The sequence below is a fragment of the Arthrobacter terricola genome, assembly GCF_004354015.1.
GTDB lineage: Bacteria > Actinomycetota > Actinomycetes > Actinomycetales > Micrococcaceae > Arthrobacter > Arthrobacter terricola.
The window spans coordinates 1-14909 of the sequence record NZ_SMRU01000048.1 but is presented as its reverse complement, the minus strand read 5'-3'; the positions used below and the strand labels follow the sequence as shown (position 1 = coordinate 14909).

At 64.1% G+C, this 14909-nt stretch carries 15 protein-coding genes and 1 pseudogene; 11 read left to right on the top strand and 5 right to left on the bottom strand.

All coding sequences use genetic code 11. The features are described from left to right. Window positions 1-9: 9 nt before the first annotated feature. Window positions 10-345, top strand: coding sequence for a DUF2516 family protein (locus tag E1809_RS24395; protein WP_133206824.1), 336 nt, complete (start codon window positions 10-12; stop codon window positions 343-345). On the opposite strand, the gene E1809_RS24390 is transcribed toward E1809_RS24395, so the two are convergent. Then, window positions 330-1154, bottom strand: a complete 825-nt coding sequence (locus tag E1809_RS24390; protein ID WP_374102712.1) for a class I SAM-dependent methyltransferase — start codon at window positions 1152-1154, stop codon at window positions 330-332. The two genes, E1809_RS24395 and E1809_RS24390, sit on opposite strands and share 16 nt — an antisense overlap. 92 nt (window positions 1155-1246) lie before the next feature. On the opposite strand from E1809_RS24390, the gene E1809_RS24385 reads away from it, so the two are divergent. Beyond that, a complete protein-coding gene (locus tag E1809_RS24385) occupies window positions 1247-1993 on the top strand; it encodes a phosphoglyceromutase (protein ID WP_133206823.1) in 747 nt (248 codons plus the stop codon). Between the two features lie 83 nt (window positions 1994-2076). On the opposite strand, the gene phoU is transcribed toward E1809_RS24385, so the two are convergent. Beyond that, the gene (gene phoU / locus E1809_RS24380) at window positions 2077-2730 is read right to left on the bottom strand and encodes a phosphate signaling complex protein PhoU (RefSeq protein WP_133206822.1); all 654 of its coding nucleotides are present in this window, start codon (window positions 2728-2730) and stop codon (window positions 2077-2079) included. A 205-nt stretch (window positions 2731-2935) separates the two neighbouring features. On the opposite strand from phoU, the gene E1809_RS24375 reads away from it, so the two are divergent. Together E1809_RS24375 and E1809_RS24370 are read left to right on the top strand one after the other, a co-directional pair. Further along, window positions 2936-4141: a sensor histidine kinase gene (locus E1809_RS24375; protein WP_235835762.1), complete on the top strand. Its 1206-nt coding sequence runs from the start codon at window positions 2936-2938 to the stop codon at window positions 4139-4141. Further along, window positions 4138-4818, top strand: a complete 681-nt coding sequence (locus tag E1809_RS24370; RefSeq protein WP_133206821.1) for a response regulator transcription factor — start codon at window positions 4138-4140, stop codon at window positions 4816-4818. Before E1809_RS24375 ends, E1809_RS24370 begins: the two co-directional genes overlap by 4 nt. A gap of 120 nt (window positions 4819-4938) precedes the next feature. Here E1809_RS24370 and E1809_RS24365 read toward each other — a convergent pair whose 3' ends face one another. After that, entirely contained in the window at window positions 4939-5529 is a 591-nt protein-coding gene (locus E1809_RS24365; RefSeq protein ID WP_133206838.1) for a hypothetical protein, read from the bottom strand. A 295-nt stretch (window positions 5530-5824) separates the two neighbouring features. On the opposite strand from E1809_RS24365, the gene E1809_RS24360 reads away from it, so the two are divergent. The 5 genes from E1809_RS24360 (at window position 5825) to rlmB (ending at window position 10292) form a co-directional block, all read left to right on the top strand. Further along, a complete protein-coding gene (locus tag E1809_RS24360) occupies window positions 5825-6307 on the top strand; it encodes a CarD family transcriptional regulator (protein WP_011690592.1) in 483 nt (160 codons plus the stop codon). 69 nt (window positions 6308-6376) lie between these two features. Then, window positions 6377-7159 (top strand): 2-C-methyl-D-erythritol 4-phosphate cytidylyltransferase, encoded by a 783-nt coding sequence (gene ispD / locus E1809_RS24355; protein ID WP_133206820.1) that lies wholly within the window; start codon window positions 6377-6379, stop codon window positions 7157-7159. A gap of 20 nt (window positions 7160-7179) precedes the next feature. Continuing rightward, window positions 7180-7689 carry a 2-C-methyl-D-erythritol 2,4-cyclodiphosphate synthase gene (gene ispF, locus E1809_RS24350; protein WP_133206837.1) on the top strand — a complete coding sequence of 170 codons (510 nt, stop codon included), beginning with the start codon at window positions 7180-7182 and terminating at the stop codon, window positions 7687-7689. 63 nt (window positions 7690-7752) lie between these two features. Beyond that, window positions 7753-9207 carry a cysteine--tRNA ligase gene (gene cysS, locus E1809_RS24345; RefSeq protein ID WP_133206819.1) on the top strand — a complete coding sequence of 485 codons (1455 nt, stop codon included), beginning with the start codon at window positions 7753-7755 and terminating at the stop codon, window positions 9205-9207. 89 nt (window positions 9208-9296) lie between these two features. Then, on the top strand, window positions 9297-10292 hold the full coding sequence (gene rlmB / locus E1809_RS24340) for a 23S rRNA (guanosine(2251)-2'-O)-methyltransferase RlmB (RefSeq protein ID WP_133206818.1): 996 nt from the start codon (window positions 9297-9299) through the stop codon (window positions 10290-10292). Window positions 10293-10486: 194 nt separating this feature from the next. Here rlmB and E1809_RS24335 read toward each other — a convergent pair whose 3' ends face one another. After that, complete coding sequence (locus E1809_RS24335; RefSeq protein ID WP_133206817.1) at window positions 10487-11293, bottom strand: carbon-nitrogen hydrolase family protein; 807 nt, start codon at window positions 11291-11293, stop codon at window positions 10487-10489. 147 nt (window positions 11294-11440) lie between these two features. Between E1809_RS24335 and glgX the strand changes: the two genes are divergently transcribed. Both glgX and E1809_RS24325 read left to right on the top strand, forming a co-directional pair. Beyond that, window positions 11441-13546 carry a glycogen debranching protein GlgX gene (glgX, locus tag E1809_RS24330; RefSeq protein ID WP_133206816.1) on the top strand — a complete coding sequence of 702 codons (2106 nt, stop codon included), beginning with the start codon at window positions 11441-11443 and terminating at the stop codon, window positions 13544-13546. Between the two features lie 72 nt (window positions 13547-13618). Continuing rightward, entirely contained in the window at window positions 13619-13978 is a 360-nt protein-coding gene (locus tag E1809_RS24325; RefSeq protein WP_133206815.1) for a barstar family protein, read from the top strand. Between the two features lie 64 nt (window positions 13979-14042). Here E1809_RS24325 and E1809_RS24320 read toward each other — a convergent pair. Continuing rightward, window positions 14043-14909, bottom strand: a pseudogene (locus E1809_RS24320) (glycosyltransferase family 1 protein); the annotation flags it as partial.

Below are 14909 nucleotides of genomic sequence, written 5' to 3'. Positions count from 1 at the left end.
CTGGAGGGCGTGGACGGAAAAGAACTTATCGGGTACATCCAGAACGGGATTTGGTACATCCTGGGCCTGGTCGCCTTTGCTTTGGAACTCTGGGCTCTCGTGGATTGCCTGCGCCACAAGCCTTCTTCCTTCGAGGCGGCATCCAAGCGCACCAAGACCTTCTGGCTCGCCATGACCGCCGTCGCGGCGATCATCGGCGGCCTGTCCGTCCTCACCGGCGGTGGCGGTTTCGGAATTTTCGGGATCGCGGCGGTCACTGCGGCCTGTGTCTACCTGGCCGATGTCCGTCCTGCCGTGAAGGAAACCGGGACTGGCCGGAACCAAGGTCCCTACGGGCCCTGGTAACTCGGAGCCACAGCCGGCCAGTCGACCGTAAGTTCGCCCAATCGCCATCGTGACGGTCCGTCCTGAAGCGGCCATCCGGCGTCGCGCATTGCCCGGCACATCGCGGTCCAGCGCTGCCTGTTCCCGAACGACGCGAGCGGAGCCGCCTCGAGCCAGGCCTTGTCCAAGGCGTTCAGGAAAGCATGGATCCGTTCTCCGGGAATATTCCGGTGGATGAGGGCCTTGGGCAGGCGTTCGGCGACCTCGGAGGGCCGCTCAAACGCCCCGAACCGTATGGACATGCTCAAGCTGAGGGGTCCGTCGGCATCCAGGGCAACCCACGTCACGCGGCGGCCGATCTCGTCGCATGTACCGTCGATGAACAGGCCGCCTGGCGCGAGGCGTGACTGCACCAGACCCCAGATCCCGGCAACATCCCCTTCTTCGTATTGCCGCAGGACGTTGAAGGCGCGTACCAGGACAGGATTTCCGGGAACGGGCAGCTCGAATCCGCCGACCGCGAAGCTGAGCCCCGGCCGTTCCAAAGGCTTGGCAATGCGGACGCGCTCCGGCTCGATCTCGATCCCGCACACGCGCACGTCACCCCGGACAGCCTGCAGGCGCTCGAAAAGCTCGACGGCGGTGGCCGGCGAAGCGCCGTAGCCCAAGTCCACCACGAGGGGGTCGACGGCGGCGCGCAGCCGCCATGCCTGTGGTCCCGCCAACCAGCGGTCCAGCCGGCGCATCCGGTTGGGATTGGTGGTGCCTCGCGTGACGTTTCCGACGGGTTTGCCGCGCTTGCCTTGCACCCGTTCCGCCTTCTGCACCACGGTCCAAGCTTAACCGCAGCAGCCCGTACCCGGCCGTCCTGTACGGCGTAACGCCCGGTAACGGCAGGGCCGGATCGCTTAGGATGAGGACCATGACTTACAAGTTGATCCTGCTGCGCCACGGCCACAGCGACTGGAACGCAAAGAACCTGTTCACCGGCTGGGTGGACGTCGATTTGAACGACCAAGGCCGTACCGAAGCTGCCCGCGGTGGAGAGCTCCTGGTCGAGAACAACGTCCTGCCTGACATCCTGTACACCTCGCGCCTGAAGCGGGCCATCAACACCGCCAACATCGCCCTCGACAAGGCCGACCGCGGCTGGATCGACGTCAAGCGCGACTGGCGCCTCAACGAGCGCCATTACGGCGCCCTGCAGGGCAAGGACAAGGCCCAGACCCTCGCCGAATTCGGCGAAGAGCAGTTCATGGAATGGCGTCGCAGCTACGACACCCCGCCGCCGCCCCTTTCCGACGACAGCGAGTTCTCCCAGGCCAACGATCCCCGTTACGCGGGCCTCGGCGACGCCCTTCCGCGCACCGAATGCCTCAAGGACGTCCTCGTACGCCTCCTGCCGTACTGGGAATCGGACATCAAGGAAGACCTCAAGGCCGGCAAGACCGTCCTGGTCACGGCCCACGGCAACTCGCTGCGCGCCCTCGTCAAGCACCTCGACGGAATCAGCGACGAAGACATTGCGGGCCTGAACATCCCCACAGGCATCCCGCTGGTCTACGAGCTGGACGAGAACTTCCAGCCGATCAACCGTGGCGGCACCTACCTCGATCCCGAGGCCGCGGCCGAATCCATCAAGGCCGTCGCTGCGCAGGGTAAAAAGTAACTTAAAGGCATAACGACGTCGGCCGGCCCACCTCGCGAGGTGGGCCGGCCGACGTCGTTATTTAACGGGTTCGGAAGCCGCGGCTAGAAGCCTTCAGGCTGCCATTCGCCGGTGACCAGGTAGGTGACTTTCCGGGCTACGGAGACGCCGTGATCGGCGAAACGCTCGAAGTAGCGGCTGGCGAGGGCGACGTCCACGGTGGTTGCCGACGTCTCTGCCCAAGCGGGGTCGGCCACGGCGCGGAAGACGCTCAAGTGGAGGTCGTCCACGGCGATGTTGAGCTTCAGGATGTCGCGGGCAACTTCGAGGTCGCGCGTCTCAAGGAGCTGGGTGACCTTCTGGATGATCTCCAGATCCAGGCGGGCCATGTCCTTGAACGTTGCGGTCAGCTGCTCCGGAATGACGGTGGCCGGGTAGCGTAGGCGCGCCAGCTGGGCGATGTGCCGGGCGAGGTCGCCCATGCGCTCAAGCGACGCGCTCATCCGCAGGGAGCCGACGATCATCCGGAGGTCGCTGGCTACCGGACCCTGGAGCGCGAGGATGTCGATGGCGCGTTCGTCGAGGCCGTTCTGCAGGAAATCGATGCGGGCATCCGCGGCGATGACATCCTGGGCGAGATCGACGTCGGCCCCTTCAAAGGCAGTGGTCGCGTTCTGGATTGCCTCTGTGACCAGCTTTGAGATCTCGATGAGGTCCTCACCGACCTGGATGAGCTCCTCTTGAAATACCTTGCGCACGTTGGCGTCCTCTCCTTGGAATCCCTCCGTGCTCCTCAATACAGCACGGAAATGGGCACAGCAAACTACGGTCCAACTAGTAAGGCTGGCAGTGGTCAATGAACGGTTGCGCACCTTTAGGTGAACGTTAGCTGAACCGGCGCTGTTTGGTGGATGTTCCATATTTTGCAGTGTTTCGAGCGCATAAGCTAGATCCGTGGATCCAGTGCTCATCGGTGTCATCGCAGGCCTTGCCGGCCTGTCGTGCGGCGTCCTTGGCGTGCTCGCTTTCAGGCTCAGCGAGCGGCAGCGCAAGATCGTCGACCTCGATGTCAGCGAGCCCCTCCTGCCTGAGGGAGCCGCAGAGGTGCTGTCCGTCGTCGGGCGCGCTTTCGTGGTGGTGGACGCGATCGACGGCGTCGTCCGGGCTAGTCCCGCGGCCTACGCCTACGGTCTCGTGCGGGGCCATACCGTGGTCCACAAGCAATTGCTGGACATGACTGCCAAAGTCCGGCGGGATGGCGTGATCCTGGAAGAGACGTTCGAATTGCCGCGCGGTCCGCTCGGCAAGGGCACCATCGTGGTGCAAGTGCGCGCGGCCATGCTGGGGCGGGAGTACATCGTCCTCCTGGCAGACGACCGCACCGAAATCACGCGCACCGAGGAAATCCGCAACGACTTCGTTGCCAACGTTTCGCATGAACTCAAGACCCCGGTGGGCGCGATTTCGCTCCTTGCGGAAGCCCTGGAAGCCAGCCCGGACGACGAAGAAGCCGTCCGCCGGTTCGCCAAGCGCATGCACAAGGAATCCACCCGCCTTGCCGCGCTGGTGCAGGACATCATCGAGCTGTCGCGGTTGCAGGGCGCCAATGTGGCCCAGCAAGGCCATGCCGTGGACATCAACGCCGTCATCGCCGAAGCCGTGGACCGTTCGCAATTGCCTGCCGAGGTCAAGAACATCAAGATCGTGGTGGGCGGCCGCGCCGAAACCATGGTGTTCGGCGACCAGGACCTGCTGGTGACCGCACTGCGCAACCTGATCGACAACGCAATCCGATACTCGCCAGAGAACACCCGCGTCGGTGTGGGTGTCCGCGCCAAGGAAGGCGTGGTGGCGATCGCCGTGACGGACCAGGGCGAAGGGCTCAGCCCCGAGGACCAGGAACGCATCTTTGAACGCTTCTACCGCGTGGATGCCGCCAGGTCGCGGCAGACGGGCGGCACAGGATTGGGACTGAGCATCGTCAAGCACGTGGTGTCCAACCACGGCGGCGAGGTCACCGTATGGTCCCAGCCCGGTCAGGGCTCGACCTTCACCATCCGCCTTCCCGAAATGGAAGGCCAGGAGAATGACGACCCCGGGGCGACGCCCCGGAGCATGATTCAAACGACGGGCGCGGTGCGCGCCCTAGAGCAAGGAGCAGGCGCTTGAGCAGGATTCTGATCGTGGAGGACGAGGAGTCCTTCAGCGACCCCCTGTCGTACCTTTTGGGAAAAGAAGGCTTCGACGTCCAGGTGGTGGATAACGGTAGCGAAGCCTTGGTGGAGTTTGACCGCAACGGCGCCGACCTCGTGTTGTTGGACCTCCAGCTTCCGGGCACGCCTGGCACTGAGGTGTGCCGCCAGTTGCGGCAGCGTTCCACGGTTCCGGTCATCATGCTGACGGCCAAGGACTCGGAAATAGACAAAGTGGTTGGCTTGGAATTGGGCGCCGACGACTACGTCACCAAGCCGTACTCTTCGCGCGAACTCGTGGCGCGGGTGCGGGCCGTGCTCCGCCGCCAGGGCGAGCCGGAAGAGCTCATCACCTCCACGGTCCAGGCCGGCCCGGTCCGGATGGACATCGAGCGGCACGTCGTGAGCGTCAACGGTGAACAGGTATCCCTTCCGCTGAAGGAATTCGAACTGCTCGAGATGCTTCTCCGCAACTCGGGCCGTGTGCTCACCCGCGGGCAATTGATCGACCGCGTCTGGGGTTCGGATTACGTGGGGGACACCAAGACCCTCGACGTCCACGTCAAGCGGCTGCGGAGCAAGATCGAACCGGATCCTTCCGTTCCCCGCTACCTCGTCACGGTGCGCGGCCTGGGCTACAAGTTCGAGCCGTAAGCCGCGAAGGCGGCCCGAATCCGGCTTCAAGCCGGGGCATTAGCCGGGGGCCGCAAGCAGGCCAAGACGACAAAAGGATGGGCTCCCCGAGGGGAGCCCATCCTTTTTCGCGTGTATTGCCTAGTGGCCCGTGGCGGTCGGAGAAGCGGTGGCGCCGGTGCTCGGGCTCATGCTGACGCCAGTGCTCGCGCTGCCGCTCGGGGACGCCGAATCGCTGACCGAAGGGCTCGGGGTGGCGGATGGCGTGGGAATGTAGGCCTGGTATTCCTTCAGGGAGCCGTCCAGGACCGGGACCTGCAGGGTGCTGGAGTCGGTGCCGGACTTGATGGTCACCGAAACCAGGGTGCCGGGAGCTCCGCCGCTGGTGCTGAGGATCGCGGGGTTCGTGCTTTGGTTGAGGTACGTTTCGGAGTTGCCCTTGACCGGGATGCTCGTCTGCGCGCCGTCGGATCCGCTGATGGTCAGCGTGGCGTCGTTCGCGGACTGGTTGAAGACAGCCCCGATGACGCGTCCCGGCTTGGCAGCGCCAGTGGAGACGATCAGGATGTTGCGCAGCTGCAGCGAACCGAGGTCGGCCCTGACCCCGTCGGACGGCGAGTACTGCTGGTCGGTCTGTTGGGGGTTGATGTAGCCACAGCCGGTCACGGACATGAGACCGATGCCGACGGCGGTCGCCGCCATTGCCAGCCTGACGCGCTGGACACGGTTCATCGCAGTAATGCGCACGACGCGTACTCCTCTAAGAGTCTTTGGAACACTTTTCAGCCATAGCCTATCGGCAAACCAGCTGAAACAAGGATTCGGAACACCATTGTGGCGGCCATCGGTGAGGCGTATCCTCGTCCGGAACGCTGCGTCCAATGCATCTTTATGCCCTCCCGTCAAGGGGGTGTTGGAGGGCTGAAAGGGCCGTTTTCCGCGTATTTACTGGGTTCCAGGCCCCTCCCCGTGCCAATCGTATGCCTTAAGCGTGATAGACTAGTCTGCGGGAAAGGGGAAAGTCCACATGGTTTTTGAGGTCGGCGAGACAGTAGTTTACCCTCACCACGGTGCAGCAAAAATTGAAGAAATCAAGATGCGCACTATTAAGGGCGAAGAGAAAATGTATCTCAAGCTCAAGGTGGCTCAGGGTGATCTGACCATTGAAGTTCCAGCAGAAAACGTAGATCTTGTTGGCGTTCGCGACGTAGTGGGCAAGGAAGGTTTGGAGCACGTATTTGACGTCCTCCGTGCCGAGTTCACTGAAGAGCCCACCAACTGGTCCCGCCGTTACAAGGCAAACTTGGAAAAGCTTGCTTCCGGCGATGTCATCAAGGTCGCAGAGGTTGTCCGCGATCTTTGGCGCAGGGATCACGATCGCGGCCTTTCCGCAGGTGAAAAGCGGATGCTGGCCAAGGCGCGGCAGATTCTGATTTCAGAACTGGCGTTGGCCGAGAAGACCGACGAAGAGAAGGCAGCAAGCGTTCTCGACGAAGTTCTGGCTTCCTAAGAGATTCAAAGATTTGAACCCCGGCAGCGTCCGCTGCCGGGGTTTTCTTTTGCACGTAGGCTTGACCGCATGACTACACCATCCGAGCGGGAGTCCACGGCCGTCGTCGTTGTGGCGGCAGGTTCAGGTGAGCGGCTTGGCTATGGCATGCCCAAAGCGAAAGTGCCGCTGGGCGGCGAAGCCATCCTGACGCATGCCTTGCGCGGCGTTGCCTCAGCAGACATCGCCCGCCAGATTTGCGTCGCGATTCCCGAGGGAGACCAGGAGCTGCGCGCCCTCTGCGAAGAATTCCGGCAAGAAACGGGTGAGGACGGGCCGCTGATCTCGGTGGTAGACGGCGGGTCCACTCGCGCCGATTCCGTCCGCGCGGCACTCGGCAAGGTGCTCGATGGAACCCGCTCCGTGCTGGTCCACGACGCCGCCCGCGCACTCACGCCGGACCGGGTGTTCCAGCGTGTCGCCGCTGCGCTGTCATCAGGCGCCAAAGCGGTCATCCCGGCGATGCCGGTGGTGGATACGGTGAAGACTGTCACGGACACCGTCGGGGACGATGCCGGAATCGCGCCCGAGATTGTCACAGGTACCGCTCCGCGCGAACAGCTTCGGGCAGTCCAGACCCCGCAAGGCTTCGACTTCGGCACATTGGTCCGCGCCCACGCTGCCGCCGAGCAGTTTGACGACTCCCAGGCAGCGGCTATCACGGACGACGCAATGCTCGTCGAGCTCCTCGGAATTCCCGTCCACGCGGTGCGCGGAGCCAGCCAGTCGCTGAAAATCACCACGCCGCTGGACCTCATCATTGCCGAAAGCCTCCTGGAAGGTCCTCTCGGACTCCGCTGGGTGGAAGGCTGATGAACGCGGCAGCCAGCGGCATGGTGCTGCCGCGTACCGGAATCGGCGTCGACGTCCACGCCTTCGCGCCGGAAGACGATCCGCAACCGCTGTGGCTTGGCGGGCTGTTGTGGGAGGGGGAGCGCGGGCTGTCCGGGCATTCCGACGGCGATTGCGTCGCCCACGCTGCGGCCGACGCCCTCTTCTCGGCGTGCGGCATCGGGGACCTGGGCACGCATTTCGGGACCGACCGGCCGGAATTTGCCGGCGCGTCCGGAGTACGATTGCTCGGGGAAGCGGCCAGGATCGTGCGTGCGGCCGGATTCGAAATAGGCAACGTCGCGGTGCAGTTCGTATCCAACAGCCCGAAGTTCGCTCCGCGCCGGGAAGAGTCCCAGCGGGTGCTCAGCGAAGCGGCCGGAGCTCCCGTCAGCGTCACGGCCACCACGAGCGACGGACTGGGCTTCACGGGCCGCGGCGAAGGTATTTCCGCCGTCGCCACTGCCCTTGTCTATCCGGCGCCGAAGGCGCCCAACAACGCCGGCTCCTGACCGGCGTCGCCTGTGGCTTGTTCACACCGCGGGCAGCCGTTGCGCATCGGCTAATCTGGAGCGGTGACCCTCCGCTTTTACGACACCGCATCCGCCGAAGTCCGCGACTTCGTTCCCCTTGAGGCCGGCAAGGCAAGCGTGTACTACTGCGGTGCCACGGTTCAGGGGATGCCGCACGTGGGACATGTCCGTTCCGCGATCGCGTTCGACCAACTCACCCGCTGGCTTGAATACCGCGGCCTCCGCGTCACGGTGGTCCGCAATGTCACGGACATCGACGACAAGATCCTGGCCAAGTCTGCCCTGTCTTTCGGGCCGGACTGGGCGGAGGAGGCCAGCGCGAAAGCTGAAGAGGAGTGGTGGGCCTTGGCCTACCGCTATGAGCAGGAATTCGAACTTGCCTACGACACCCTCGGCGTAGGCCGCCCCAGCTACGAACCCCGCGCAACAGGCCATATCCCCGAGATGCACGCCTTGATCCAGCGCCTGATCGACCGGGGGCACGCGTACCCGGCCCTGGACGACTCCGGAGACGTCTACTTCGACGTCCGTTCGTGGAGCAAATACGGGTCATTGACACGCCAGAACATCGACGATATGCAGGGCGCGGAAGACGCCGACCCCCGCGGTAAGCGCGACGCGCGCGACTTCGCGCTGTGGAAGGGGTTCAAGGACGGGGAGCCGACGACGGCGAGCTGGGTTTCGCCGTGGGGCGCCGGCCGTCCGGGCTGGCATCTTGAATGCTCGGCGATGGCCACGAAGTACCTGGGCTCTCAGTTCGACATCCATGGCGGGGGACTGGACTTGCGTTTCCCGCACCATGAGAACGAGATGGCGCAGTCCCAGGCCGCCGGTGATGGCTTCGCCAACTACTGGATGCACAACGGCATGGTCACCTACGAGGGCGAGAAAATGTCCAAGTCGGTGGGAAACACGGTCAGCCCTGCCGAAATGCTCGAGCTCGCGAGCCCCCGCGTGGTCCGCTATTACCTTGGCCAAGCGCAGTACCGTTCGATCTTGGACTACCGGCCAACGTCGCTACAGGAGGCCGCGGCCGCCGTCGAACGCGTTTATGGATTCATCGCGAAGGCTTCGAAGAAGTTCGGCGGCGAATTCGTGGCCCACCCCGAATCGAGTCCTGTGCCGGACGGGTTCGGTTCCGCGATGGACGATGACCTCAACGTCCCGCAGGCGCTTGGTGTGCTCCATGAAACGGTGCGTGCCGGAAACACGGCCCTGGCCAACGGTGATGATGCTGGTGCCCAACAAGCGCTCCAGTCTGTGATGGCCATGACCACGGTGCTGGGACTCAACGATGTCCGCGGCGAAGTCCAGGAGAATTCCGGGACGGCCCAAGCACTTGAAGTGCTGGTGGAAGCCCAATTGGAGGCCCGTGCCAAGGCTCGTGCCACCAAGGACTGGGCGGCGTCCGACGCGATCCGGGACGTGCTCGCGGCGGCGGGAATCGTCGTCGAAGATGGTGCCGATGGTGCCAGTTGGAGCCTGAAAAGAGACTGACGGCGGGCCGCCAAGCGCCGTCAATCCGGCTTTTGTTGATTCAGTAGACTTGATTCCAGTCGTACTCAACACAATCAAGGGTGGAATTCATGGCCAACAACGGTCGTCGGGCTGTCAAAAAGAAGAAGGGCCCCACCACTGGAACTGGTGGCCACGGGCGCAAAGCGCTCGAAGGCAAGGGGCCAACCCCCAAAGCCGAGGACCGCGTCTACCACAAGGCTTTCAAGAACAAGCAGCTCGCTGAGCGCTCCGCGGCCAAGCGCCCGGCAGGCACAAGCACCCGGGCGGCAGCCGGCGCCCGCTCCGGCCCGAAGGGCCGTGCCACTGAGGAAGTCGTCACTGGACGCAACTCCGTCGTCGAGGCCCTTCGCGCAGGAATCCCCGCGAAGGCCCTGCACGTAGCAATCCGGATCGAGATGGACGACCGCGTGAAGGAGTCCCTCAAGCTTGCGGCTGATCGCGGCATTCCGCTGTTGGAAACCGGCAAGCCCGAGCTCGACCGCATGACCGACGACGCCGTGCACCAGGGCCTCGTGCTCCAGATTCCCCCGTATGAATACGAGGACGCCTACGAGCTCGCCGAGGAAACGGTGGCCAAGTGGAAGAAGGGGCACATCGCGAACGCGCCCCTTTTCGTCGCCCTCGACGGCATCACCGATCCCCGGAACCTGGGTGCCATCATCCGCTCGGTTTCGGCCTTCTCCGGCCACGGCGTCATCGTTCCGGAGCGACGCTCGGTCGGCGTAACGGCCTCGGCATGGAAGACCAGCGCGGGGGCGGCAGTCCGCGTGCCTGTGGCGCGCGCCTCCAACCTGAACAATGCACTGAAGCAGTTCAAGGACATGGGGATCTTCGTCCTTGGCCTGGACGGTGACGGCGACGTCTCGCTCCCGGACCTCTCTTTGGCTACTGAGCCCGTGTGCATCGTGGTGGGCTCCGAAGGCAAGGGCCTCAGCCGCCTGGTCCGCGAAAACTGCGACCAGATCATTTCCATCCCGATCGATTCCGCCATGGAATCGCTCAACGCTTCCATGGCCGTCGGCATCTCGCTTTACGAAGTCTCAAGGCAGCGCTCCACGAAGTAACCGATTGGGTGGCGGCCCAGCCGCCATCCTCTGCGTGCTCGGTCGTTCCTCCCTTAGACGCACGCTGCCGGATGCCGGCCGCGCCGCCAAACGCTCGCTCACCTTTGCCGCGTTTTCTTCCGATGCTCGCTCAGGAATGGCGCCAAAACCAACAGCGCCCGCTCACTTGATGTGAGCGGGCGTCGCTGTTCGCTTTAGAAGTCGCGGCGGTTGGCCAGTACGGGAAGCTTCTGCCTCGCGGCCTGTACGACGGCGGGATCCAGCTCCGCGAACAAAAGGCCGGGGGCGGCGTCGAGCTCTTCCAGGACGTCCCCCAAGGGGGACACGACGGCGGAGTGCCCCACTCCCGTGGGCGCGGCACCTTTGGCTTCGACGCCTTGGCTCGCGGGATCGCCCTGTCCGCACGCCAGGACGAACGTGGTCGCGTCGAGAGCGCGGGCGCGCGCCAGGAGCTTCCATTGTTCTGCTTTGCCGGGCCCGGCACCCCAGGAGGCAGAGACGATGTTCACTTCGGCGCCGCGGGCGGCGTTGGCCGTGAAGAGGGCCGGGAATCGGATGTCGTAGCAAGTGGACAAGCCGAAGGTGAGGCCGCCGACGTCGAACGTCACCGGTTCCGTGCCAGCGTCCACCGTGTCCGATTCGGCAAAGCCGAAGGCGTCGAACAAATGGATCTTGTCGTAGCTGGCCTCAACGCCTGGCCCCGTCGCGAGGAGCGTGTTCCGCACTTTGCTCCCGGAATCGGAGGCCGTGCCGGGCGTGAACATCCCGGCCACAATAACTATCTCCAGGTCCTTGGCGATTTCACGCACGCGGCTTGCCCACGGCCCGTCCATCGGTTCTGCGATATCGATGAGCGAATTCCCGAACGCGCGCATGGTTGCCTCCGGGAAGACCACCAGTTCGGCGCGGCCCTCCTTGGCCCGCCGGGCGTAATCTTCCACCAGGACCAGGTTCCCTGCCAGGTCGCGGCCGCTGATGATTTGAGCAAGGGCGATTCGCACGTCTACCTCCACGTTGGCTTATAGGCAAAGTATGCAACGATCGCAAGGCGGATACGAACTCGCACAGCGGGGCCGGGGGAGTTCAATTGCCGAAACAATCGGGAAGCGGCAACGGAGATTTAGCCACGGCGGCTAAGCTTTCAATCAATGGTTATGCCGATCTTCGACACAGCATCCACTACCGACGCCTCGCGGCCCTCGCCGCTGGGGCTGAGTCTCCCGCAGCCCGCATCATCGGACGCCGAAGCTTCTTCCCCGGAACGGGTCAACGTGGCCGTCTGGGCGCCTGGCCTCAGCACGGTGGAGATCGCGTACAAAGCGCCGGGCGAATCCTGGAAGGTCCAGACGCTGCCGAAATGCGACGACGGCGTCCACCACGGGCTCGTCGAGAACCTGCCCGCGGGCACGCGCTACGGTTTCCGCGGAGCGCCCCACGAGGAAGCGTTGCCTCTTTCGGTCCCCGCACCGGATTTCGATTCCGACGACGTCGGGCAGCTCCTGCTCGATCCCTACGGACGCGCGGTGCATCAACGCGGCGAGCACCTGAGCTCGGTGCGCATGGAATCGGCGTTCGACTGGGGCGATGACAAGCAGCCCCGAACGCCGTGGCGGGAAACCATCGTCTACGAAGCGCACGTCCGTGGCCAGAGCATGCTCCACCCGGATATTCCGGAGCACCTTCGTGGGACCTACGCCGGCATGGCCCACCCCGCCATGATCGAGCACTTCCACTCCTTGGGCGTGACGGCCGTGCAGCTGCTTCCCGTCCATTTCCACATGGACGAGCAGCACTTGCAGTACCTCGGCTTGACCAATTACTGGGGATACAACACCGCTGCGTTCTTCGCTCCGCACGCCGATTACGCCACGCAGGCCGCCCAACAAGCAGGCCCGCACGCCGTCCAGGACGAGTTCAAAGGCATGGTGAAGCTCCTCCATGCCGCCGGGATCGAGGTGATTCTCGACGTCGTCTACAACCACACGGCCGAGGGCGGTCCGGACGGTGACACCTTCAGCTTCCGGGGCCTGGGGGAGCAGCAGTACTACCGCCACGATGCCCACGGCCGGTACCTGGACACGACCGGTTGCGGCAATACCCTGAACTTCGCCGAGCCCAGGATTGTGGACCTCGCGATCGACTCACTGCGCTACTGGGTGGATGAGTTCCACATCGACGGTTTCCGCTTCGACCTCGCCGTGACGCTATGCCGCAACGCGGGCAACGAATTCGACCTTGGACACCCCTTCTTGAAGCGGATCGCGGAAGACCCGGTCCTGTCCAAGTCCAAGCTCATTTCCGAACCGTGGGACGTCGGCTACGGCGGTTGGCAGACAGGACGCTTCCCCAAAGGCTGGGCTGACTGGAACGACCACTTCCGCGACGGCGTCCGTCGCTTCTGGCTCTCGGACCGGAGCGGCGTGGAACCGGGGCAGTCCAGTGGCGTGGGCGCCCTCGCCGATGCTTTGACGGGTTCGGCGCGGGTCTTCGGGCCGTCGGGACGTTCGCGGCTGGCCTCCCTGAACTTCGTCACGGCCCACGACGGCTTCACGCTCGCCGACCTCGTTTCCTACGACCGCAAGCACAACGAAGCCAACGGCGAACAAAACCGCGACGGCCACAGCGACAACCGCAGCTACAACCATGGTTTCGAGGGCCGGACCGAGAACGAGACCATCCTCGCCGCCCGGGCGTTGTCGAAGCGGAACCTCATGACCACACTGATGATCTCCATCGGCGTACCGATGATCACCGCCGGCGACGAACTCGGCCGCACGCAGCACGGAAACAACAACGCCTATTGCCAGGACAACCAGCTCACGTGGCTCGACTGGACCCAAACACCCGAGTCCCATGACATGCTGCGGAGCACCAAACGCGTGATCCGGCTCCGCAAGGAGTTCCTGCAAGCCCAGGACCCCGGATTCCCGGACAGCCGGACGGACCTGGACTGGTTCGACGAAAAAGGCCAACCCATGACGGCGGCCAAATGGAACGATCCCTCGGTACGGATCCTGCAGCTCTTGGCGAGTTCGGAAGGCGGTGCGTTCCGCGGCTTGCTCGTGATCAACGGGCACAAGGACGACAAGAAAATCGTGCTGCCCAAGTTGATCGCGGAATCCGGAGCGGGACACCGCATGTTCGAACTCCGGCTGACGACGTCCGAGCTCAACGACCGCCGGCAAGGTGCGTTGGTTGCCGCCGGCGAGCGGGAAATCGTCCAAGGCAACACGATCAACATCTACCGCACGTAGGAAGGGTACGACGCCGACCCACGCCGGGGCAGGCACGTCAGGTACCCATCGTCGAGGGCAAGTAGGGCATAAATGAAAATCTATTCCGCGGACACATGGACCTTGGAAGAACTGCAGGACCAGGTGTCCGACGCCGGCCGCCGCACCGTCCTGGTCCCACCGGCGGCCACCAAGCAGGCAATCCTGGAGGTTTTCGGGCAAGTCCTCGACTTCCCCGAGTACTACGGCGTGAACTTGGATGCCCTCAACGATTCGCTGCATGATTTCGCGGACACCGTGTCAGAGGATGACCAGCCGCCCGTCACCCTGATCTGGCAGGTTCCCGCCGCGTATCGGACGGACCGTTCCTTCGGAGTCGTGTGCGAAATCCTCCAGGATGCCGAGAGCTACGCCGGCCGGGACCTCGCTGTGATCGCGGTTTTCCAGCAATAACCCAAACGGCCACCGGGTGGGCCGAAGCCCACCCGGTGGCCGGGTTGCCATGCGTCAGCGTTGCTTAGGCGTTGACGATGAGGCCGAGTTCGGCTTTGGATGCCAGTGCCGGGTGTTTGGGGAGGACCCGGACGGTGTAGCCGAAGGAGCCGGAGCGGTTGATGAGGATGGATCCCGTGAACAGGTGCCGGCCGTTCCCGAGGTCCTCGAATGAGCTCAGCTCGGCGCGGGTGACGTCTTCCAGTTCATCGTTGTCTTCCGCCCGGCCATAGACCACCTCGACGCTGACGTCGTCCGGCGTCAGGGTGTGAAGGGCGACGTAGGCGTTGACGTGGAGGGTGTCGCCGATCAGCGGTTCCTCGGACACTCCGACCGAGTCGACGTGTTCCACGATCAGTTGATCCCACGCACCCCGGATCTTGGTGATCCACGCTGCGAGCTCCTTGGCTTCCTTGAAGGATTCGGCGACGGCACGGCGTCCCGAGTCCGCTGCGGGGCGGTAGAGGGTGTTGACGTAGTCCTGGAGCATGCGTTCGGCGGAGACGGCGGGGCCGAGGTGGGCGAGGGTGTGTTTGATCATGGCGACCCAGTGGGTGGGTGTGGTGCCGGTGGCGGGTTGGGAGGGTCCTGCTGCGCCGGCGGCGTCGGAGACGGTGGTGCCGTAGAAGCGGGGTGCGACTTGGGTTTCGAGGAGTTCGTAGAGGGCGGCTGCTTCGATGTCGTCGCGTTCGGTGGGTGAGGCGTCGTTGTTGGCGGTGGGGATGGCCCAGCCGTTTTCGCCGTCGTACATTTCGTCCCACCAGCCATCGAGCACGGAGAGGTTCAGGGAGCCGTTGATGGCTGCTTTCATGCCGGAGGTGCCGCAGGCTTCCAGGGGGCGCAGGGGGTTGTTGAGCCAGACGTCGCAGCCGGGGAAGAGGGTGCGGGCCAT

Bases quoted from the DNA above. Each gene is read 5' to 3' on its own strand.
- glgX (WP_133206816.1), top strand. From the start codon at position 11,441: ATGGTTATGCCGATCTTCGACACAGCATCCACTACCGACGCCTCGCGG.
- E1809_RS24365 (WP_133206838.1), bottom strand. From the start codon at position 5,529: ATGAACCGTGTCCAGCGCGTCAGGCTGGCAATGGCGGCGACCGCCGTC.
- ispD (WP_133206820.1), top strand. From the start codon at position 6,377: ATGACTACACCATCCGAGCGGGAGTCCACGGCCGTCGTCGTTGTGGCG.
- rlmB (WP_133206818.1), top strand. From the start codon at position 9,297: ATGGCCAACAACGGTCGTCGGGCTGTCAAAAAGAAGAAGGGCCCCACC.
- E1809_RS24360 (WP_011690592.1), top strand. From the start codon at position 5,825: ATGGTTTTTGAGGTCGGCGAGACAGTAGTTTACCCTCACCACGGTGCA.
- ispF (WP_133206837.1), top strand. From the start codon at position 7,180: ATGGTGCTGCCGCGTACCGGAATCGGCGTCGACGTCCACGCCTTCGCG.
- E1809_RS24325 (WP_133206815.1), top strand. From the start codon at position 13,619: ATGAAAATCTATTCCGCGGACACATGGACCTTGGAAGAACTGCAGGAC.
- E1809_RS24385 (WP_133206823.1), top strand. From the start codon at position 1,247: ATGACTTACAAGTTGATCCTGCTGCGCCACGGCCACAGCGACTGGAAC.